This window comes from Bacillus sp. FJAT-25509 (assembly GCF_001420605.1).
GTDB lineage: Bacteria > Bacillota > Bacilli > Bacillales > Bacillaceae_G > Gottfriedia.
Genome location: NZ_LJIZ01000030.1, coordinates 1 through 21,675, shown reverse-complemented (window position 1 = coordinate 21,675; position 21,675 = coordinate 1). Strand labels below are relative to the sequence as shown.

Genomic DNA, 21,675 nt, shown 5'->3' with positions numbered 1-21,675 from the left:
AAAGAAAAGATAGTATAGAAATAATAAATGGTATCGCAAATAATCCTTCGCAAGAGAGGTGAAATAGATGATCATCCATAAAGTAATTAATAACAATGTAGTAAGCGTTTTGAATGAGCAAAATAAAGAAATGGTTGTTATGGGGAGAGGGCTGGCCTTTAAAAAAAAACCAGGTGATCCCGTTGATGAGCAACTGATTGAAAAGGTTTTCAAGTTGGAAAACAAGGATTTATCGGAGCATTTTAAGAAGCTGCTTGAAGAAATTCCTTTACAATATATGGAACTGTCAGATGAAATTATCCGCTTTGCTAAAGAGACATTGGGAAAAAAATTAAGTGAAAGTATTTATGTGTCTCTGACAGATCATATTCATTTTGCCTTATATAGACAGAAAAATGGGATGGAAATCAAGAATCCTTTACTTTGGGAAGTAAAACGACTGTATAAGGAAGAATTCTCGGTGGGCAAACATGCATTAAATATTATTGAGCAAAAAACAGGAATTCGTTTACCTGAAGATGAAGCAGGTTTTATTGCTTTGCATGTAGTAAACGCGGAATTGAATGAGGAAATGACGAACATTGTAAATATTACAAAGTTCATCCAAGAAATATTAACTATTGTAAAATATCATTTTAAAATTGAATTTGATGAAGAATCTTTGAACTATTATCGCTTTGTCACACATCTTAAATTTTTTGCTCAAAGGATTTTTAGTAAGACATATTTAAATAATGAGGAAGATTTTCTGTTCAATACAATAAAAGAGAAGTATAAAGATGCTTCCGTTTGTACAGAAAAAATCAAAGATTTCGTTCTAAAAAAATATGAGTATGAATTAAGCACAGAAGAGAAACTTTATCTAACAATTCATATTGCTCGCGTTGTAAATAGAAATTAATTTTTTGTGTGAAAGCGTTGACATCGTTAATTTACAGTGATATTATCAAGTTATCAATTAAATACATCCGATTTTATAGGATTGTTACTGGTCGTGCAGGCAAAACCTAAATTGTCGTCTCTTATGTTTTCCTGAGGCGTGCAGTTTAGGTTTTTTGTTTTCTTGGGACACTTTTGATCCGGACGAGGGGACTCAGGGATTGGCCGGTTTACATGTCGTTGTATTTAATTAAAAATTAAATATCAAAATTCAGGATTGTTACTGGTCACGCAGGCAAAACCTAAATTACAAGAGTGTATGATGATTTTTACATGCACCTGTAGTTTAGGTTTTTTATTTTACTAAAATAACAATTCAAATGATGTATTAATTATTTTTGGAATTTTCCATGATTTGAGGAGGGGTATTTATGGATTATAAGCGAACTGCTAGAGAGATTATAGATTTAGTCGGTGGGGAAAAAAATATAACCAATTTGATTCATTGTATTACTAGGCTTCGATTTAATTTGAACGACGATAGCATTGCAGATAAAAACAAAGCTAAAATCGAAGCAATTGATGGTGTCATGGGGGTAAACAGAAGTGGCACTCAGTTTCAAGTAATCATAGGAAACGATGTTATAAAAGTATTTGATGAAATTAATAAAATGGCTAATATTAATTCTGGTAATTCAGATGGTAATAAAAAGACAAAAGGAAAAGGGATCGGAAGTATTTTTGATGTAATATCTGGAACATTCGCACCAATATTACCTGCAATCACTGGAGCAGGTATGATCAAAGCAATCCTTGCTATTCTTTTGACATTCCACTGGATTTCAGACAAAAGCCAAGCATATATTATTATGAATGCGATCGGGGATGGTGCATTCTACTTCATACCGTTCTTAGTTGCTTTTAGTGCAGCGAAAAAATTTGGGTCCAATCAATTTGTTGCAGTTGCCATCGCTGGTGCTATTATGCATCCATCCATTACAGCGTTGTTAAGTAGTGGCAAACCAGTACACTTTATTGGTCTTCCTGTAACGGCTGTAACATATGCATCATCCGTTATCCCGATCTTATTAGCAGTTTGGATTGCATCTTATGTAGAAAAATGGACTGATCGTGTAACTCCAAGTATGGTTAAACTGATTATCGTTCCGACTATTACTCTATTGGTAATGGTTCCAATTACTTTAATTGCTGTTGGTCCACTTGGTGTAATCATTGGTAGTGGTCTATCTAAAGGTGTTACTTTCCTATATGCTCATACTGGTATTTTTGCAGGACTTCTGCTTGGAGGTACATTCTCTTTAATCGTTATGACTGGGATGCACTACGCGTTTCTTCCAATTGTAGTTGGAAACTTAAGCACAAAAGGATACGATACAATCCTTCCTGCAATGTTTATGGCTAATATGGGGCAAGCTGGAGCGGCCTTTGCAGTATTCTTAAAATCAAAAAATAAATCATTTAAATCATTAGCACTTTCAGTTAGTATGACAGCTTTAATGGGTGTAACAGAACCGGCTATGTATGGTGTAAATATGAGGCTTAAAAAGCCATTCATTGGTGCTTTAGTTGGTGGAGCAATCGGTGGAGCTTACTATGCATTGATGGCCGTAAAACTATACGTTATTCCAAGTAATGCTGGTCTTCCAGGAATTCCGTTCTTTATTGGTGAAACATTCGTTTATGCATTGATTGGTTTACCAATTGCGTTTATCGCAGGTACAATCGCAGCGTATTTTATTGGCTTCGAGGATGTAGAAGTAAAAGAAGACAAAACGGAAGAAAAAGTTGTAAATGAAGTAAAAAACGTTGATCAAAACCGTATTCAAGAAGTAGTAAGTCCTATTAAAGGAAAAGTTGTACCTTTAACTGATGTTAAGGATGCTACATTCTCAAGTGAAGCTTTAGGAAAAGGTATTGCCATTGAACCTCAAGAAGGAAAAGTCGTTTCTCCCGTAAATGGAGTTGTTACAACTTTATTTAGAACGAAGCACGCAATTGGCATTACATCTGAAAATGGAATTGAAATTCTAATTCACGTTGGAATGGACACAGTTAAATTAGACGGTGAATTTTTTACAGCACACATTAGCCAAGGCGACGTCGTGAAAGCTGGAGACCTACTTGTTGAATTTGATTTAGTAAAAATTAAAGAAGCAGGCTACGAAGTTACAACTCCGATTGTTATTACAAATAGTACTAATTATCTAGAAATTAATACAGTAAATAAAGAAAACGTTAAAGAAAATGAAACACTTTTAACGGTTTGTGGTTAATTTAGAATTTGATTCTGACTGTTGGATTTAAAGCCAACAGTCAGAACATTTAAATAAAAAAATTTTAATAAAAATTGTGGAGGGGACTATTATGTCAAAAAACTATTCATTTCCTAAAGGATTTTTATGGGGAGGAGCAACTGCTGCCAACCAATTAGAAGGTGCTTACCAAGAAGGTGGTAAAGGGTTAAATTTAGCAGATGTTATGCCTGGAGGAAAAGTAAGACTAAAAGTCATTCAAGAACCAGGATTTGATTTTAAAATAAATAAAGAAAAATATGTCTATCCAAATCATGATGGAATTGACTTCTATCACCGTTATAAAGAAGATATTGCACTTTTTGCAGAAATGGGATTTAAAACATATCGTATGAGTATTGCTTGGAGTCGTATCTTTCCAAAAGGCGATGAAGTAGAGCCAAACGAAGCAGGTTTAGCTTTCTATGACCGTGTGTTTGATGAACTGAAAAAATATGATATTGAGCCTGTTGTAACAATTTCTCACTACGAAATTCCATTACACTTAATTACAGAATATGGTGGGTGGCGTAATCGTAAAGTAATCGAATTCTTTAATCGATATGCAACAACATTATTCGAGTACTATAAAAATAAAGTAAAATACTGGTTAACTTTTAACGAAATTAATGGTGCTACACATTTACCGCTATTAGGTCTTGGTTTTTCACCTGAAAGTAAAGAAACACAATTGCAAGATAGTTTCCAAGGGCTTCATCACCAATTTGTAGCAAGTGCGTTAGCTGTAAAAGCAGGACACGAGATCATTCCAGGTAGCCAAATTGGTTGTATGCTTGTGTATGTTCCAACTTACAATTACGATTCAAACCCTGAAAATGTGATGTATGCTCTACAAGAGTCTCGCCTGTGGAATAACTATTGTGGTGATGTACAAGTTAGAGGAGCATATCCAGCATTTGCAAAACGCTACTGGAAAGAAAATGATATCAACTTAGATATTCAAGACGGTGACTTAGAAATCATTAAAGAAGGAACAGTTGATTTCATTTCGCTAAGCTACTATATGTCACGTACTGAGAAAAAACATAAAACGAACGAAGAAAATAGCCAAGGTAATTTAGTTGGTGGCGTTAAAAATCCATTTTTAAAAGAAAGTGATTGGGGTTGGGAAATCGATCCAACTGGTCTTCGCATTGGATTAAATCAATTATATGACCACTACCAAAAACCACTATTCATCGTAGAAAATGGTCTTGGCGCATACGATCAAGTAGAAGAAGATGGCTCTATTAACGATGATTATCGTATTGATTATCTTCGTAGTCATATTGAGGCAATCGGTGAAGCAATCGAGGATGGTGTCGAACTGATTGGTTACACTCCATGGGGATGTATTGACTTAGTAAGTGCATCTACAGGTGAAATGTCTAAACGTTACGGCTTTATTTACGTAGACAAACAAGATGATGGAAGCGGAACTTTAGAGCGCAAAAAGAAAAAATCATTTTATTGGTACCAAAATGTAATTCAAACGAATGGGGAGCAACTTAATTAATTAAAGATATAAGAAATAACGTACATATTTGTAAGTGAATATGTACGTTATTTTTATATTAATCTATTATTTTATAATTCCAGACTTTAAACATCCAAATCCTTCTCTAAATTAATACCAATTTTACCTTCTTGTATTCTAGATCTGAATACAGCCCAATAAATAACAATTCCAGCAAGAAATAAATAAAGTATAACCTTAGTCGTTGGTAAAAAGTCTTTTGGTAGAGTTAAAATACCAACTTCAAATACTAACCAAATAATCGCAAGAATCGTAACAGGTAGTCGCCATTTTCCTAACTTAAAACCATCTGTATCCGGTAAGGTCTTAATTTTAGTAGCGTATGCGATTACCGTTATTAAGTAAATAATGGCCGGAAGTGCCGCAGAAGTACCTATTAATAATGAGAGTTTCCCAAAATAGAATACAGCAATAATACCTAATACAGAAACTAAAATTATCGCATTGTACGGTACATTATGTTTTTTATCTACCTTTTTAAACACATTTGAGGCGAAAAACACATTGTCTCTTGAAAGGGCATAAATAAGTCGAGAAGCAGAAGCCATAATAATTAATCCACAAGCAAAAATTGACACAATAACTAATGCAAGGAAGAAGTCAGCAACTGCAGTGCCCAAACGTGATTGTAAAATATCAGAAATAGGGGAAGCAGAAGCCATGATTCCGTTAATATCTTTAATTCCCGAAGTAACAATGATTAAGAATACAAATCCAATTACACCTGCAAGTAACATTGAGTAAACGATGGCTTTAGGTACGGTTTTATTCGCATCAACTGTTTCTTCTGCTAAATTTGCCGCTGCTTCAAAGCCTACTAATGTATAAGAGCCCATTACGACTGCTAGTACAAATGCTGTAAAATAGCTTCCATTTGAACCAACCTTATGGGCAGTATAAGTTAATAATGAAAAATCTGCTCCTTTGAAAAATAAGACAAAGCTTAAAATAATAATAATGCCAATAAATCCGATTACTTCTGTATAGACAGCTGAATTATTAATGATTGTAGCAATCCTTACTCCGTAAATATTTAATAAGGCCTGTATAACGATTGTAATTAATACGACGGTTGTTAGAACTGTAGTAGTACTCTTAATACCAAGTAAATCAAGAAAAATTGGTGCGACACCATAATCAACAGTAGGTACAACAATAATTAAGTAACACAATGCTGCCCAACCTGTAAACCAACCAAATCCTCGATTCGTTAAACGGCTAACCCATTGATATACATAGCCACTTAAAGGGATTTTGCTCGATAAATCTGCAAAAATTAACGCTACAAGTAAATGTCCAACCATGACAAATGGCCACGTCCAAATTCCAGCAGGTCCGGCTGCTCCTAAGGCAAGACTATAAGAGCTAAAAATACCAGTTGTAATTGAAATGAACGAGAATGCAACCGCAAATGAACTAAAAAATTTTAATGATCGCTGTAATTCCTGTTTGTAATTAAACGATTGTAAACCATCTGAATCAAAACCTTGTTTACTCATAAATCATCTCCTCCAAATTTGAAATTTATTAACAGAATTTTCTTATAATTAAACTCGTAGTTAATGCGATTTGATTAACTAAAAGTTTTATTATCGATCGGGTACAAAATTTATAAATTATGCTCAGACCTAAAATTGGGCAGAGAGTGATATTTTACAGTTATCAATGCAACTTCCGTGCCAGTCTAATAGACGGGATTAATTTAGAGATTCATACAAAAAGAGAAGTAGTTCCTATGAGGTCTTGAATAATGTATGCAGGACTGAATAACAACCGGGCTAATCATAAAAGTTGATTTTAGTGAAAGGAATTTCACTTTTTCAATCAATCCTTAATCATTTCAAAGCATTAGTAGGTGTTCTTTATAACGTTTACAAAAAATTAATATTTTGGCATAAAACTTGCAGTTCTAGAAAAAGACTTATTTAAATATTCAAAAAAAGGAGGTTTCTGTCGGAAAAGTAAGAATTATAGAGAAGTAGTAAATGTAGTGTAAGCGCTTAATCTAAAACGAAGGGGATATGATAGGTGGAAAATAAAACACAGTTAAAAAGATCCTTAAAGTTATGGCAAGTAGTTATGATGGGGTTAGCCTATATGACCCCTATGGTTGTTTTCGACACTTTTGGAATTGTATCTGATGTAACTAATGGTCACGTACCAAGTGCATATATAGTAGCTTTAATAGGAATGTTATTTACAGCGGTTAGCTACGGTAAGCTTGTAAGAGAATTTCCTGAAGCTGGGTCTGCTTATACATACACCCAGAAAGCGATTAGTGGACACTTAGGTTTTCTAGTTGGCTGGTCATCATTATTAGATTACTTGTTCCTACCAATGGTAAATGCTTTATTAACTAAAATTTACTTAAACGCACTGTTTCCTAATGTTCCAACTTGGATTTGGGTCATTGGATTTGTAGGACTAGTTACTTTCTTAAACTTAAGAAGTATCAATATGCTTGCGAATTTCAATACCCTTTTTGTATTAGTTCAGCTTGCGATTATGGTTGTCTTTATTGTTCTTGTTATCCAAGGCTTACATCATGGAGAAGGTTATGGTGGATTCAGTATAAAACCACTTTTTAATGCAGGAATGCATTTTGGCACATTAGTAACCGGTGCGACAATTCTTTGCTTCTCATTCTTAGGATTTGATGCCGTTTCTACTTTATCAGAAGAGGCAATAAATCCTGCAAAAACAATCCCTAAAGCAATTCTTTACACAGCACTTTGGGGAGGCGTAATCTTCACAGTTACATCATTTTTCATTCAATTATACTATCCGGACATATCTAGATTTAAGCATCCAGATGCTGCATCACCAGAGATTGCATTATATGTAGGTGGTAAATTATTTCAATCAATTTTCTTATGCATTACCTTTATTAATACACTTGCTTCTGCATTGGCTTCACATGCGAGTGTCTCACGTTTGTTATATGTAATGGGGCGCGACAAAGTTTTCCCAGATAAATGGTTTGGATTTGTTCATCCGAAATGGAAAACACCAGCATTTAACGTAATTTTCGTTGGTGTAATTTCATTATCAGCCATTTTTTTCAACTTAGTAACAGCTACTTCATTAATTAACTTCGGAGCATTAATGGCATTTACTTTTGTTAATTTGTCAGTCATTAACCATTTTTACATTCGAGGAAAGCGTAGATCAGTCAAGGGCACCTTTTCTTTCCTAATTTTGCCTTTAATTGGGGCCGCATCTGTAGCAATCCTATGGTTCAACATTGAAAAAAGCTCATTAATAATGGGAACAATTTGGTTCGTCATTGGTTTATTATATTTAATTTACCTTACAAAGGCATTCCAAATTGCACCCCCTAAATATGAAGAAGAAGCTGCGGTGTAATAAACACACAATAACGAAAAGTCACAAGGTAATTAATTACCTTGTGACTTTTTTCGTGTTTGGGGTCTACATCTGTTCCACTTTCCTTGATAGAGCATATTAGGTAATTCAATTTTGAATAATGATTAATGCAATATTGAATAATTCATGCATTCAATCATATATCCATTAAAAAACCGAATTTGGTTCTTGGAGAAAAAACGACTTTTAAGGATCGTTCGAAAAAATATAAAAAGTATTGAAAGTCTTATAACTGCCTATTTGATAAGCCTTTATCTGTTTTATCTCACCACAAAATTATGAAATGATTTCAAGTTGGCACAGGAATTGCTATTTAATTTTTAAAATAACTAATGAGGTGTGTAAAATGAACACAAATTTAACTGAACAAAATGAAAAGAGTAGTGAACAGATAGAAATAGATGATTCCCTTCAGGAGTTTAGAGAAACGTTAAATGAAGCGATCGGCATAATGAACTATCCGAGCCAAGTATTTGATTTCCTTAAAACACCAATGCGGTTTTTAGAATTTAGTATTCCAGTTCAAATGGATAATGGTGAGACGAAAGTGTTTCAAGGATATCGAGCACAACATAATGATGCATTAGGACCTACAAAAGGGGGAATTAGATTTCATCCTGATGTAACGCCAGAAGAAGTAAAAGCATTAGCTGGCTGGATGAGTTTAAAGTGTAGTATTACTGATTTACCTTATGGGGGGGCAAAAGGTGGAGTTGTTTGTGACCCAAGACAATTAAGTATGAATGAGCTAGAAAAATTAAGTAGAGGTTATGTAAGAGCTGTAAGCCAAATTGTAGGACCTACTAAAGATATTCCAGCACCTGATATGTATACAAACGCGCAAGTAATGGCTTGGATGCTAGATGAATATGACCATATTAGAGAGTTTGATTCGCCAAGTTTTATTACTGGTAAACCTCTAACTTTAGGAGGTTCAGTAGGTCGGGAGACGGCAACATCAAAAGGTGTATTTTATGCTCTTGAGCTAATTAGTGAAATACAGAAAATCGAGATTAAAAATATGAAAGTCATTATTCAAGGCTTTGGAAATGTTGGTAGTTACTTAGCGCAATACTTACATGAAGCTGGAGCAAAGGTTGTTGGAGTTTCAGATGTACTAGGCGGAATTTATGATCCAAAAGGTTTAGACATTCCATATTTATTAGACAATAGAGATTCATTTGGAGTTGTTTCTAACTTATTTAAAAATGCGATTTCTAATCAAGAGTTATTAGAAAGAGAATGTGATGTCTTAATTCCAGCAGCAATAAGTGGGGTTATTAACAACCGTAATGCGGATAAATTGAAATGCAAGATTGTTGTTGAAGCAGCGAATGGACCGACTACTAAGGAAGCTCTAGAAATCCTTGATAAAAAAGAGATTTTAGTCGTTCCTGATATTTTAGCTAACTCAGGTGGAGTAGTTGTTTCGTATTTTGAATGGTGTCAAAATATGCAAGGTTATTATTGGTCTGAGAGTACTGTAGACGAGAGATTAAAAGAAAAAATGACAGATAGCTTTTTAAAAGTTTATAAAACATCGCAAAAATATAATGTAAACATGAAAATAGCAGCATATATCGAAGGCATTAGTAAAATTGCTGAAGCTTGTCGCTTGAGAGGTTGGATAAAATACTAAAACAAAAGGAGAGATCTAGAATGATCGATATTATTTCTGAATCAACTGAAAGACAGCTTGTACACCATTATTGTTTATTAACTCAAAATAATAGATATGATTTATCGATTGCCTTTTCAAGTCACTTTTATGGAAAATCAATGGTTACATCAATTCAATCTAGTAAAATGGCGTTATTATGTTTAGAAGATCTTCATTCTGAACATTATTGGGCTCCTAAGTTAGGTATTGCTGAGGAGGATATTTTAGAAATTCAAAATTTCTTTAGCATGGTTTTACCATCAAAACACATTTGCGAGTTATAATATCAGGAATTATTTTTAAAAGAAAACTCGCTGATTGGTGAACTTTCAAGCGAGATAGAGGCGGAGAAATTTAAAATATTCTTAATGTGCAAAAAAGGAGTGAGCTTTATGTATTATGGAGTCATTGTCAGTGACTACCATGGAACAGTTGAAGAGACTGCTATTCAGAAAGATTCAAGAATTTATGAATGGGAGCCGTTATTCTTTATTAAAACTACAGATGGAATTACAAAAGTTATTCATCAAGGAATAAGTGGTGAAGTTGTTTCATTGGAGGTCTCAATTGGAGACAAGATAGTTCCTGGAATGGTTCTTGCGTATGTTAAAGAGGATTTGTTTGTGACCGCTAGCGATTGAGTAGAGTTTGATTAGGCAACTTTGATTCAATTAACGCGTTCTCTTTTCTAACAAATAAAGGGGTGTCTCTGGTCGAAAAGACTTAAGAGACTGCCCTTTATTTTTGTTTAAGTTAAATAGATTAGTAAATTATAATTTTAGATTTTTGTGATAAATTTAAAAATTCTGCTAGAATAGGAATGTATAATGGTTTAGACATAAGGGGGGAAAGAAATGTTATCAATAAATGAGAAACAGATAAGACCAGTCATCACTATAGATATCGATCAATTTAAGGAAAATGATGAAATTGATTTATCCAAAATAAATGAACCCTTTTTATTCTTACGTAAGCAAAATCAGATTTTTGGTTATGTACAATTAAATAATATTTTTCAAGGTAGTAGTAAAAAGAAAAATATAGAAATTTCAAAGATTACTAGTTCTTCTCAATCAATAAATAGTGTATGTCGCCTAAGTGAGCAATTTTCTTTAACGGATCTATTTCAAATTATTGGTGAACCAATCTCGATTGTAAAAGAAGAGGAAGAAATGCCAATAGGTTACATACTTCGTGAGGATATATTAGCGGAGCTTTTTAAACAAGAAAATAAAAGTGTTGATTTATTAAAAAGCATTTTAACATCGATACCGATGGGAACATTTGTAGTTGATAAAAATAAAGTTATTGTAAATTGCAATGATGCTGGGTTAAAAATGATAAAATCAACATCGGAAAAGGTCATTAATATAAAAGCTGAAACTATTTTTAGTGGTGAACAAGTTGATAATGTATTTGCTACAGGTAAAACAATTCTTAATCAGATTCAAATAAGCGACGATATGGGTGTTCTTGTCGATTATAGCCCAATTTTCGTTGATAACGAGGTTGAAGGAGTTGTAATTGTCGTACAAGATCTCCCAATGGTTGAAGAAATGGCCTCCGAAATTGAATATGTAAAAGATTTAAATAAAGATTTGAATGCCATATTATCGAGTATTTATGATGAAATACTTGTAGTAAATCGTAAGGGTGAGCTAATTCGTTACAGTGAAAATATAATTCCTGGATTTTGGAATGTGGATTTAAAGGAACTACTTGGAAAGAGTATTTTAGAATTCGAAAACCAAGGACTTTTTACGCCATCTGTTACAAAATTAGTTTTAGAAAAAAAGAAGAAAGTATCAATTGTTCAAGAAACACTTAATGGACGTAAAGTACTTGCAGTTGGAAATCCAGTCTTTGATGAGAATATGGAAATTGAGCGTATTATTATTGCTTCTAGAGATATTACAGAAACTTCACGCCTTAAAACGGAATTAAAAGAGATGAAGAAGATTTCTGAGCAATATAAAAAGGAGCTTGAAGATATAAAGAGTAAGGATAGTTTTGTTAAAAAACTGATTTACTGCAGTTCTAAAATGGAGCAAATCATCAATCAAGCGAAAAAAATTGCTGATTTTTCTTCCACTGTATTACTGCATGGAGAGTCTGGTGTAGGAAAGGAAGTAATTGCACAGGCTATTCATCAATTAGGAAATCGTTCTGCAAAACCATTTTTGAAATTAAATTGCGGTGCAATACCTGAAAATCTTCTGGAAAGTGAGCTTTTTGGCTATATTAAAGGAGCGTTTACAGGGGCGGATCAAAATAAGGATGGTTATTTTAAGCAAGCAGATGAAGGCGTTTTATTTTTAGATGAAATTGGTGAAATGCCACTGCATTTACAAGTTAAATTGCTTAGAGTCCTTCAAGAACAAGAAGTTATTCCAGTTGGAAGTACAAAGCCAATTAAAGTAAATGTACAAATTATTGCAGCTACAAATAAAAGATTAGAAAAAATGGTTGAAGAACGTACATTTAGGGAGGATTTGTATTATCGACTAAATGTTATACCTTTAAACATTCCACCATTAAGAGAAAGAAATGAAGATATCTCATTATTAGCTTTCCATTTCTTACAGCAATTAAATGAAAAATATAATAAAAGTTTTCATCTTACACCAGATGCAATTAACGTATTAGAATTTTATTCTTGGCCAGGGAATGTCAGAGAACTCCAAAACATCATAGAAAGATTAGTCGTCTCTGCTGAAGATCAAATTATTAATGCTGAGGATGTTAATCAATTCTTACCAAATAGCTATGACTTTAATAAATCTAAACCAGTCATTAATAAAGTAATTCCTCTACAAGAAGCAGTTGATTATGTTGAGGAGCAACTTATTATGCTTGCGATGAAGCAATATAAAACAACAACGAAGGCTGCACAGGTGTTAGGGATTAGTCAGTCCTCGGTTAGTCGCAAGTATCAAAAAATAATGAACGAAAAGAATATGAATAGTGACTTTATGTCATTTAATTAGAAAAAACGCACAGGGTGCGTTTTTTTATTTCTCTAAATCCCCTATATTTTCAACATTGCTATCAATTACTTCAGTCATACTAACTTGGTCCCTCGAGAGACTAAATGCCATGAAGATGATGATGAGTCCTACCGCAATACATGTTCCTGCAAGCAACATAATATCTCCTCCTTTCATGGTGTTCTAGCCTATGCAATGAATTTTCTTAATATGTCGATTTACAGAAATAGTTTTAAAAACGTTTAATTATCCTAGATTTTTTACGAGTTTTAAAGATTATGCAAAGTGTAATAGAGTTATGCAAAATTGAATAATAATGTACAGGCTATTGAAGCAAAACCCTTATTTTTAGGTGTATTAAAGTTGGCACGGTTCTTGCAAATTATTAAATTGTTAAGAATTTAAGGAGGGTTTATATCCAATGGTCGATGTTCAATTTAAAACAATTGATTTAAAGATGTTTATTAATGGCGAATGGAAAGATTCTAGCAATCATGAGAAACGCCCTGTTATTAACCCAGCAAATGGAGAAATCATTGCATATGCTCCTGAAGGAACGGTTGAAGATGCGAAAGAAGCAATTGATGTTGCTCGTAAAGCATTCAATGATGGAAGATGGTCTGATTTATCTGCTCAAGAAAGAGCAACTTACTTATTTAAAATTGCAGACAAAATAGAAGAGTACCAAGAAGAATTAACTAAACTTGAAACGTTAGATAATGGAAAACCACATCGTGAAGCGGGCTTTGATGTGGCGGATGCCGCAGCTTGCTTCCGTTATTATGCAGGATTGATTACAAAGCCAGATGGGTTTACTTATCATGTAGCAGATCCTATGCAGGCGATGGTTGTTCGTGAACCAATAGGAGTATGCGGATTAATTGTTCCTTGGAACTATCCATTATTAATGAGTATATGGAAAATTGCTCCAGCGTTAGCGGCAGGTAATTCAATTGTTTTCAAACCATCAGAAGTAACACCAGTGACTCCTAAGAAATTATTTGAAATCTTTGAAGAAGTTGGTCTTCCACAAGGTGTAGCAAATATGGTTATGGGTGCTGGCCCGGTGGTTGGAAATGAAATCGCTGCCAACCCTGACGTTGATATGGTTTCATTCACAGGTGGAACAAAAACGGGCAAACATATCATGAAAACAGCGGCAGATACGATGAAAAAAGTATCACTTGAGCTTGGTGGGAAATCTCCGAATATCATTTTTGCAGATGCAGATTTTGAAACGGCTGTCGATTATGCTCTATTTGGAATTTATGCGGGTTCAGGTCAAGTTTGTTCATCTGGATCAAGAATATTAGTCGAAGAATCAATTTATGATCGCTTCGTAGATCGCTTTGTAGAGCGTGCTAGGAAAATTAAAGTCGGCCCTGGGGATGTAGCTGAAACAGAAATGGGTCCACTAGTTAGTAAAGAGCATTTAGAAAAAGTTTTAAGCTATATACAAATAGGTAAAGAAGAAGGCGCAACACTTGCTTGCGGAGGAAATCGTATCGAAAAAGATGGTTTAGAAAAAGGTTATTTTGTTGAACCAACTGTTTTTGTAGATGTTGAACAAAATATGCGCATCGTCCAAGAAGAAATTTTTGGTCCAGTCGTATGTATCCAAAAATTCAAATCCGAGGAAGAAGCGTTAAAACTTGCAAATGGAACTGTATATGGTTTAGCAGGTGCTGTCTTTAGTAAAGATGGAGCGAAAGCTTTAAGAGTAATTAAAAAGCTACGTTCAGGCATTACTTGGATTAACTCATACCACCCAACATACAATGAAGCACCTTGGGGTGGCTACAAACAAAGCGGCGTAGGACGCAGCTTAGGTACATTTGGTCTTGAAGAATTCCAAGAAATTAAGCAAATTAACATTAACTTACAAGTTGAACCAATTGGATGGTTTGCAGAATAATTTTAGACAGTTTTAAGAAGAGACAGATAGGAAAGAAAAAAATAGATAAAACGACTATAGGAGTGAACAAAATGAGTATCAACTTAAAAAACGAATTAAAAAGTGAAGAAAAAAATGTAACCGAGTATATTAATAAGGTTTTAAGTTTAATAGAAAAAGAGACTGTTACAGAAGAAGACGCTGCATGGATTACAAAGGAAACAGTTGATGGTTTTAGAGAGCACGTAAACCCAGGTTTCCTTGCTTACCGTAAAACTGTTACAGAAGGCGGTCAATTTGCATCTGTTGAATGGTCTGATAGTGGCTCATGCTTTAAAGACGTAAATGGTAAAGAGTATATTGACTGTTTAGGCGGATTTGGAATTTATAATGTTGGACATCGTCATCCAAAAGTTATCAAAGCTGTTACAGATCAGTTAAAAAGACAGGCACTTCATAGCCAAGATTTATTAGATCCATTACGTGCAATGCTTGCTAAAATTTTAGCAGAAATTACACCTGGTGATTTAAAATATTCATTCTTTACAAACAGTGGTACAGAGAGTGTTGAAGCGGCATTAAAGCTTGCAAAAATGTATAGTGAGCGCAGTACATTTATTTCAACTACTCGTGCATTCCACGGGAAAAGCTTAGGTTCTTTATCTGGTACGGCAAAAGGCATGTTCCGTAAACCGTTTTTACCGTTAATTCCTGGATTCCGTCATGTTCCATTCGGTGACATTGATATGATGAGAAAAACATTTGAAACTTGCTCTTTAGTAGGAGAAGATGTTGCAGCAGTTATACTTGAGCCAATTCAAGGTGAAGGTGGAATTATTCTTCCTCCTCCAAACTACTTAAAAGAAGTTCGTGAACTATGTGATGAGTACCAAGCTCTATTAATATTTGATGAAGTTCAAACAGGTATGGGCCGTACTGGTAAAATGTTTGCTGCTGATTTATATGAAGTAGTTCCAGACATTATTTGTCTTGCTAAAGCATTCGGTGGCGGAGTTATGCCAGCTGGAGCAGTAGTTGCAAAAGAAGAAGTATTTAAAAGCTGGTTCCCAAATCCATTTATGCATACAACAACATTTGGTGGAAATCCATTAGCATGTGCAGCTGCTATTGCTACAATCAGTGTACTTCTTGAAGAAAAATTACCTGAAAGAGCAGAAGTAGTTGGAGCGTACTTCTTAGATCAATTAAAAGAAGCAGCAAAAGGACATGAAGACAAAGTTTTAGAACTTCGTGGCCAAGGTTTAATGATTGGAATTGAGTTCCATCAAGATGAAATTGGTTATGAAGTTTCTAAAGGAATGTTTGATAAAGGGATCCTAGTTGCTGGTACATTAATTAACTCAAAAACAATTCGTATCGAGCCTTCTTTAAAAATTAGCTATGAAGAAGTTGATACTGTAGTAAGTGCATTTAAAGAAATTTTATCTACTATTGAAGTTTAATACTTTTAGCATGTCATGACTTTAAAATTCATGACATGCTTTCATTACAGACAAAAATCGTTATAGATAGGATGGTGCAATTATGGCAGATCGTAAATTCGTTAAAATCCAAACTTCAATTCCAGGACCAAAATCACAAGAGTTGGTTGCTCGAAGAAATAATGTGGTTCCAAAAGGGATTAGTAATAATAGTGAAGCATTTGTAAAAAAAGCAAAGGGTGCACTGGTTGAGGATGTTGATGGAAATACGTTTATTGACTTCGCAGGTGCTATTGGAACGATAAATGTTGGTCATTCCCATCCTAGAGTAGTAAGAGCGCTTCAAGCTCAAGCCGGTGATTATATTCACACGGGCTTTAATGTCATGATGTATGAATCTTATATTCAGCTTGCAGAAAGATTAGCAGATCTTTCACCTGGAAGTTTTGATAAACAAGTAGCATTATTTAATAGTGGCGCGGAAGCTGTTGAAAATGCAGTGAAAATTGCAAGAAAGTATACAAAGCGTCAAGGAATCATTTCTTTTACTAGAGGCTTCCATGGTCGAACACTAATGACAATGACGATGACAAGTAAAGTTAAGCCTTACAAATATGGATTTGGGCCATTTGCTCCTGAAGTGTATAAAGCACCATATCCATATGTTTACCGTCGTCCAGATCAAATGGATGAAAAAGAATATAGTAAATTTATCATTGAACAATTTGAACAGTTTTTGATTGCAGAAGTTGCACCAGAAACGATTGCTGCAGTCGTAATGGAACCAATCCAAGGCGAGGGTGGCTTTATTGTTCCTGATCTTGATTTTGTAAAAAGAGTTAGAGAAATCTGTACGCAATATGGAATATTATTTGTAGCAGATGAGATTCAAACTGGTTTTGCTAGAACAGGTAAATATTTTGCAATTGAGCACTTTGGAATTGAGCCTGATTTAATTACAATTTCAAAATCAATGGGTGCGGGAGTACCTATTAGTGGCGTGATCGGTAGAAAAGAAATTATGGAAGCTTCTGATGCTGGAGAAATAGGCGGAACATACTCTGGTAGCCCACTTGGATGTCGTGCAGCATTAGCAGTACTCGATATCATTGAGGAAGAAGGATTAAATGAGAGAGCTGTTGTAATTGGCGACAAAGTTAATGAGGAAATGCATAAATGGGCTAATCAGTTTGAACAAATAGGTGATATTCGCGGAATTGGCGCAATGTGTGCGATGGAGATTGTAACAAATAAGAAAGATAAAACACCAGATAAGGTGACAGTTGGAAAGATTGTAAAAGAAGCTAACAATAGAGGATTAATGTTGTTAAGCGCAGGTATCTTTGGCAATGTTATTCGTTTGTTAATGCCACTAACAATTACAGATGAACAGCTTGAAGAAGGACTAGATATTTTAAGAGAGTCAATCGAAGCTGTATTAGTTCCAGAACTTCAATTGGAGGTAAACTCATGAGCCAAATTAAAGAGAAATATGAAGTCTACCCAATGTATATAGATGGTGCATGGGTTGGGACCGATCATGAATATTATACGAAGGTTACAAATCCTGCAACTGGTGCAGTTGTAGGGGCAATTCCAACTGGTGGTACATATGAAGCGAAATTAGCTGTTGATGCTGCTCATACAGCATTTAAAACTTGGTCAAAAAAGACATCAGAAGAAAGATACCATTTATTAATGAATTGGTATCGTCTCATTGACGAAAAGAAAGAAGAAATTGCTAAATTAATGACAATTGAGCAAGGTAAACCATTAAAAGAAGCATTAGGTGAGACTGTTTATGCAAATGGTTTTATTTCATGGTATGCAGAAGAAGGCAAGCGCGTATATGGGGAAACAATTCCTGCATCACAACCTAATAAACGTATTCTAATTAGGAAAGAACCTGTAGGAGTTGTAGCAGCAATTACTCCTTGGAATTTCCCTGCAGCTATGATTACAAGAAAAGTTGCTCCTGCACTTGCAGCTGGTTGTACAACGGTTATTAAACCAGCTACTCAAACACCTTTAACAGCATTAAAACTTGCGGAGCTTGCTCATGAAGCGGGGATTCCAAAAGGGGTAATTAATGTCGTTACTGGTAAGTCTTCTGAAATTGGCGATGTATGGCTAAAAGATCCAAGAGTAACAAAGATTACATTCACTGGTTCTACTGAAGTTGGCAAAACGCTAATGAAAGGAGCAGCGGAGAATGTTAAAAAGGTTTCGCTAGAGCTTGGTGGAAATGCACCATTTATTGTTATGGATGATGCTAATTTAGCAAAAGCAGCGGTTGGCCTAGTTCAGTCAAAATTCCGCAATGCAGGTCAAACTTGCATTTGTACAAATCGTATTTATGTACAGGAAAGTGTAGCTGAAGAATTTACAGCGTTATTTACAAAAGAGCTAGAAAAATTAAAAGTGGGTAACGGTTTAGAAGAAGGAATTGATGTTGGTCCACTGATTGACGATGCAGCTTTAGAAAAGGTAAAAACGCTAGTTGAAGATGCTACTAATAACGGTGGAAAAATCGTATATAGTGGTAATAAACCTTCAGAGGAAAATGGATATTATTATGCACCAACTATTTTAACGGGTATTACGGATGAAATGGCATGCATGAAGGAAGAAATATTTGGTCCACTTGCTCCAATTACTACATTTAAAACTGAAGAAGAAGTAATTGAGAGAGCAAATAATTCAAATTACGGTCTAGCTGCATATGTGTATACGGAAAACTTAAGTCGTTCTTTCCGCGTTACAGAAGCACTTGAATACGGAATTATTGGACTAAACGATGGTACACCTTCTGCTGTACAAGTTCCATTTGGCGGTTATAAAGAGAGCGGTCTTGGAAGAGAAGGCGGTCACTTTGGAATTGAGGAATTTTTAGAAGTTAAATATATTTCAATTGGGTTAGACATCTAATAAATCTACTGTTAATACAAAGCGCAGTTGTAAGCCAGTTAAACATTCAATTCAACTATTGTGATTGATCGTTTTACTGGCTTATTAACTAGATTAATAGAGGTGGAAAAATTGCCAGGTGCATTACATGGAGTAAAAATCATTGATTTAACAAGAGTACTAGCCGGGCCCTTTTGTACGATGATTCTTGGGGACTTAGGAGCAGAGATTATAAAAGTAGAAAGTATTAATAATGGCGATGAAACCAGGGGATGGGGGCCACCTTTCGTTGAAGGTGAAAGCGCTTATTATTTATGTGCAAACCGCAATAAAAAAGGCATGACTCTAAACTTAAAAAGTGAGCAAGGTAAAGAAATTTTAAAAAAGCTAGTTTCAGAGGCTGATGTAGTTGTTCAAAATTTCAAACCTGGAACAATGACAAAATTAGGTTTTGACTATGAGGAATTGAAAAAAATAAAAGAAGACATCATACTAGCGTCCATTAGTGGCTTTGGTAGTGTTGGGCCGAATTCAAGTTTACCAGGATATGATTATATCATCCAAGCGATGTCTGGATTAATGAGTATTACTGGTGAGAAAGAGGCAGAGCCAACAAAAGTAGGAGTAGCCATTTCGGATGTTTTAACTGGTCTATTTACATGTATTGGGATTCTTGCTTCACTTCAGAATCGAGATCGTACAGGAGAAGGTCAAGAAATCGATATTTCATTATTTGACTCTCAGCTAGCTGCTTTAGTAAATGTAGCTAGTAATTATTTATGTAGTGGAATTGTACCTGAACGAATGGGGAATCAACACCCAAATATCGTTCCATATCAAGTCTTTACTGCAAGTGACGGTGAATTAGTCATAGCGGTCGGTAATGATGAACAATTTAAGAGGTTTGCTTTACTAATTGATGAACCAATCTTATTAGATGAAGAATATAAGACGAATACTAGCCGTTTACAGCATCGAAAACAAATAGAGCAATTAGTTCAAAATAAATTAAAAATGAAAAGTAAAAATGAGTGGAAAGAACTATTAGATCAAATTGGAATCCCAAATGGACCAATAAATAATGTAAGTGAAGCTCTACAGTCTGAACAAGCTAAATCGAGAGAAATGGTGTTGGATGTAGACCATCCGTTTATAAAGGATCTAAAATTAGTCGGATCACCGCTAAAATTATCAAAAACGCCAATTGAAGTATTAAGACACCCGCCCTTACATGGTGAGCATACAGAAGAAATAATAAGTAAACTAGGATATTCCCGAATTGAAATAGAAGAAATGAAACGAAATAAAACAATTTGAGGAGGAAATAAGAATGGATTTTTCATTATCAGAAGAACAAGTTAGTGTAAGGAAGGTAGTTAGGTCATTTGTAGATAGAGAAATTATCCCATTTATTAAAGAATGGGATGAAAAAGGACATTTTGAAGCTAATATTCTAAAACGACTTGCAGATTTGCAACTTATGGGTGTATGTATTCCAGAACAATACGGTGGAGTAGGAATGGATTATAACACATTAGCGATTGTATGTGAGGAATTAGAACGTGGAGATACTGCTTTCCGCACAGCTGTTTCTGTACATACCGGTTTAAATAGTATGACATTACTACAATGGGGTACTGAAGAACAAAAGAAAAAGTATTTAGTACCACAAGCTGAAGGTAAGAAAATTGGAGCATTTGGATTAACTGAACCGAATGCAGGCTCAGATGTAGTGGCGATGGCAACAACAGCTGTAAAAGATGGGGATAGCTATATTTTAAACGGATCAAAAACCTGGATTTCTTTATGTGATGTAGCTGACCATTTCTTAATTTTTGCGAAAACAAATCATGACCTAAAGCATCATGGTATTTCCTGTTTTATTGTAGACCGTACATTTGAAGGCGTTTCCACAAAAGCAATCAAAGGAAAAATGGGTATTAGAGCAGGGAATACAGGTGAAGTATTTTTAGATGACGTAAGAGTTCCTGCAGAAAACTTATTAGGTTTTGAAGGTGAAGGCTTTAAAATTGCAATGTCTGCACTTGATAATGGACGATTTACAGTTGCTGCTGGAGCTTGCGGATTAATCCAGGCATCACTTGAAGCGAGCGTAAAATACTGTAATGAGCGAAAAACATTTGGAAAAGAAATCGGTAAACATCAACTAGTACAACAAATGATCGCTAAAATGTCTTCAAATCTTGAAATATCACGTCTATTAGTCTATAAAGCTGGCTGGTTAAAAAATAATGGAAAACGTAACACTAGAGAAACGTCACTAGCAAAATGGATTTCTTGTAATGCAGCAAATGAAGCAGCTAATGATGCTGTGCAAATTCATGGTGCATATGGTTTTTCAAATGAGTTCCCAGTAGAGCGTTACTTAAGAAATTCAAAAGCGCCAGTAATCTACGAAGGAACAAGAGAAATTCACACAATCATGCAAGCTGAATATGACCTTGGTTACAGAGAAGATAAAGTGTTAAGAAAAATGCTTCCAGCTTGGCCTTTTGAAGATGTTACGGTTGAAGCGGTGAAGTCATAAAATTGATTTTTGATTAAATACTAGTAATAAGACTGTCCGTCAAAGTGGTATTATCCCCTTATAGTAGACACGTGAAAAAGCCTATCTGATAAAATGGATAGGCAGTCTACTATTGGGGGATT

At 34.7% G+C, this 21,675-nt stretch carries 16 protein-coding genes; 14 read left to right on the top strand and 2 right to left on the bottom strand.

Translation table 11 applies throughout. The annotated features are described in order from the left end of the window. Nucleotides 1–67 precede the first annotated feature (67 nt). The 3 genes from licT to AN960_RS18480 all read left to right on the top strand — a co-directional run bounded on the left by licT (nt 68) and on the right by AN960_RS18480 (nt 4,707). Nucleotides 68–901, top strand: a complete 834-nt coding sequence (gene licT, locus AN960_RS18490) for a BglG family transcription antiterminator LicT (protein ID WP_056474594.1) — start codon at nt 68–70, stop codon at nt 899–901. 409 nt (nt 902–1,310) lie between these two features. After that, complete coding sequence (locus AN960_RS18485; RefSeq protein WP_056474591.1) at nt 1,311–3,173, top strand: beta-glucoside-specific PTS transporter subunit IIABC; 1,863 nt, start codon at nt 1,311–1,313, stop codon at nt 3,171–3,173. Nucleotides 3,174–3,264: 91 nt separating this feature from the next. Continuing rightward, complete coding sequence (locus AN960_RS18480; RefSeq protein WP_056474588.1) at nt 3,265–4,707, top strand: glycoside hydrolase family 1 protein; 1,443 nt, start codon at nt 3,265–3,267, stop codon at nt 4,705–4,707. Nucleotides 4,708–4,793: 86 nt separating this feature from the next. On the opposite strand, the gene AN960_RS18475 is transcribed toward AN960_RS18480, so the two are convergent. Then, nucleotides 4,794–6,227: an APC family permease gene (locus tag AN960_RS18475; protein WP_056474583.1), complete on the bottom strand. Its 1,434-nt coding sequence runs from the start codon at nt 6,225–6,227 to the stop codon at nt 4,794–4,796. Between the two features lie 529 nt (nt 6,228–6,756). Here AN960_RS18475 and AN960_RS18470 point away from each other — a divergent pair. From AN960_RS18470 to AN960_RS18450, 5 genes are all read left to right on the top strand, one after another. Beyond that, on the top strand, nt 6,757–8,094 hold the full coding sequence (locus tag AN960_RS18470; protein ID WP_056474582.1) for an APC family permease: 1,338 nt from the start codon (nt 6,757–6,759) through the stop codon (nt 8,092–8,094). 367 nt (nt 8,095–8,461) lie between these two features. Further along, nucleotides 8,462–9,754, top strand: coding sequence for a Glu/Leu/Phe/Val family dehydrogenase (locus tag AN960_RS18465; RefSeq protein ID WP_056474579.1), 1,293 nt, complete (start codon nt 8,462–8,464; stop codon nt 9,752–9,754). 20 nt (nt 9,755–9,774) lie between these two features. Then, nucleotides 9,775–10,059: an SAV0927 family protein gene (locus AN960_RS18460; protein WP_056474574.1), complete on the top strand. Its 285-nt coding sequence runs from the start codon at nt 9,775–9,777 to the stop codon at nt 10,057–10,059. A gap of 108 nt (nt 10,060–10,167) precedes the next feature. After that, complete coding sequence (locus AN960_RS18455) at nt 10,168–10,416, top strand: biotin/lipoyl attachment domain-containing protein (protein WP_056474572.1); 249 nt, start codon at nt 10,168–10,170, stop codon at nt 10,414–10,416. A 213-nt stretch (nt 10,417–10,629) separates the two neighbouring features. After that, nucleotides 10,630–12,762 (top strand): sigma 54-interacting transcriptional regulator, encoded by a 2,133-nt coding sequence (locus AN960_RS18450; RefSeq protein WP_056474569.1) that lies wholly within the window; start codon nt 10,630–10,632, stop codon nt 12,760–12,762. Between the two features lie 24 nt (nt 12,763–12,786). On the opposite strand, the gene AN960_RS25160 is transcribed toward AN960_RS18450, so the two are convergent. Beyond that, entirely contained in the window at nt 12,787–12,921 is a 135-nt protein-coding gene (locus AN960_RS25160; RefSeq protein ID WP_286131749.1) for a hypothetical protein, read from the bottom strand. Nucleotides 12,922–13,183: 262 nt separating this feature from the next. Between AN960_RS25160 and AN960_RS18445 the strand changes: the two genes are divergently transcribed. The 6 genes from AN960_RS18445 (at nt 13,184) to AN960_RS18420 (ending at nt 21,553) form a co-directional block, all read left to right on the top strand. Next, a complete protein-coding gene (locus AN960_RS18445) occupies nt 13,184–14,677 on the top strand; it encodes an aldehyde dehydrogenase family protein (protein ID WP_056474566.1) in 1,494 nt (497 codons plus the stop codon). Between the two features lie 71 nt (nt 14,678–14,748). Further along, nucleotides 14,749–16,119 carry a putrescine aminotransferase gene (locus AN960_RS18440; RefSeq protein WP_056474565.1) on the top strand — a complete coding sequence of 457 codons (1,371 nt, stop codon included), beginning with the start codon at nt 14,749–14,751 and terminating at the stop codon, nt 16,117–16,119. Nucleotides 16,120–16,201: 82 nt separating this feature from the next. Then, nucleotides 16,202–17,572, top strand: coding sequence for a 4-aminobutyrate--2-oxoglutarate transaminase (gabT, locus tag AN960_RS18435; protein WP_056474562.1), 1,371 nt, complete (start codon nt 16,202–16,204; stop codon nt 17,570–17,572). After that, nucleotides 17,569–19,026 carry an NAD-dependent succinate-semialdehyde dehydrogenase gene (locus AN960_RS18430; RefSeq protein WP_056474559.1) on the top strand — a complete coding sequence of 486 codons (1,458 nt, stop codon included), beginning with the start codon at nt 17,569–17,571 and terminating at the stop codon, nt 19,024–19,026. Before gabT ends, AN960_RS18430 begins: the two co-directional genes overlap by 4 nt. A gap of 111 nt (nt 19,027–19,137) precedes the next feature. Then, complete coding sequence (locus tag AN960_RS18425) at nt 19,138–20,322, top strand: CaiB/BaiF CoA transferase family protein (protein ID WP_056474554.1); 1,185 nt, start codon at nt 19,138–19,140, stop codon at nt 20,320–20,322. Between the two features lie 13 nt (nt 20,323–20,335). After that, complete coding sequence (locus AN960_RS18420; RefSeq protein ID WP_056474553.1) at nt 20,336–21,553, top strand: acyl-CoA dehydrogenase family protein; 1,218 nt, start codon at nt 20,336–20,338, stop codon at nt 21,551–21,553. Nucleotides 21,554–21,675: the final 122 nt, after the last annotated feature.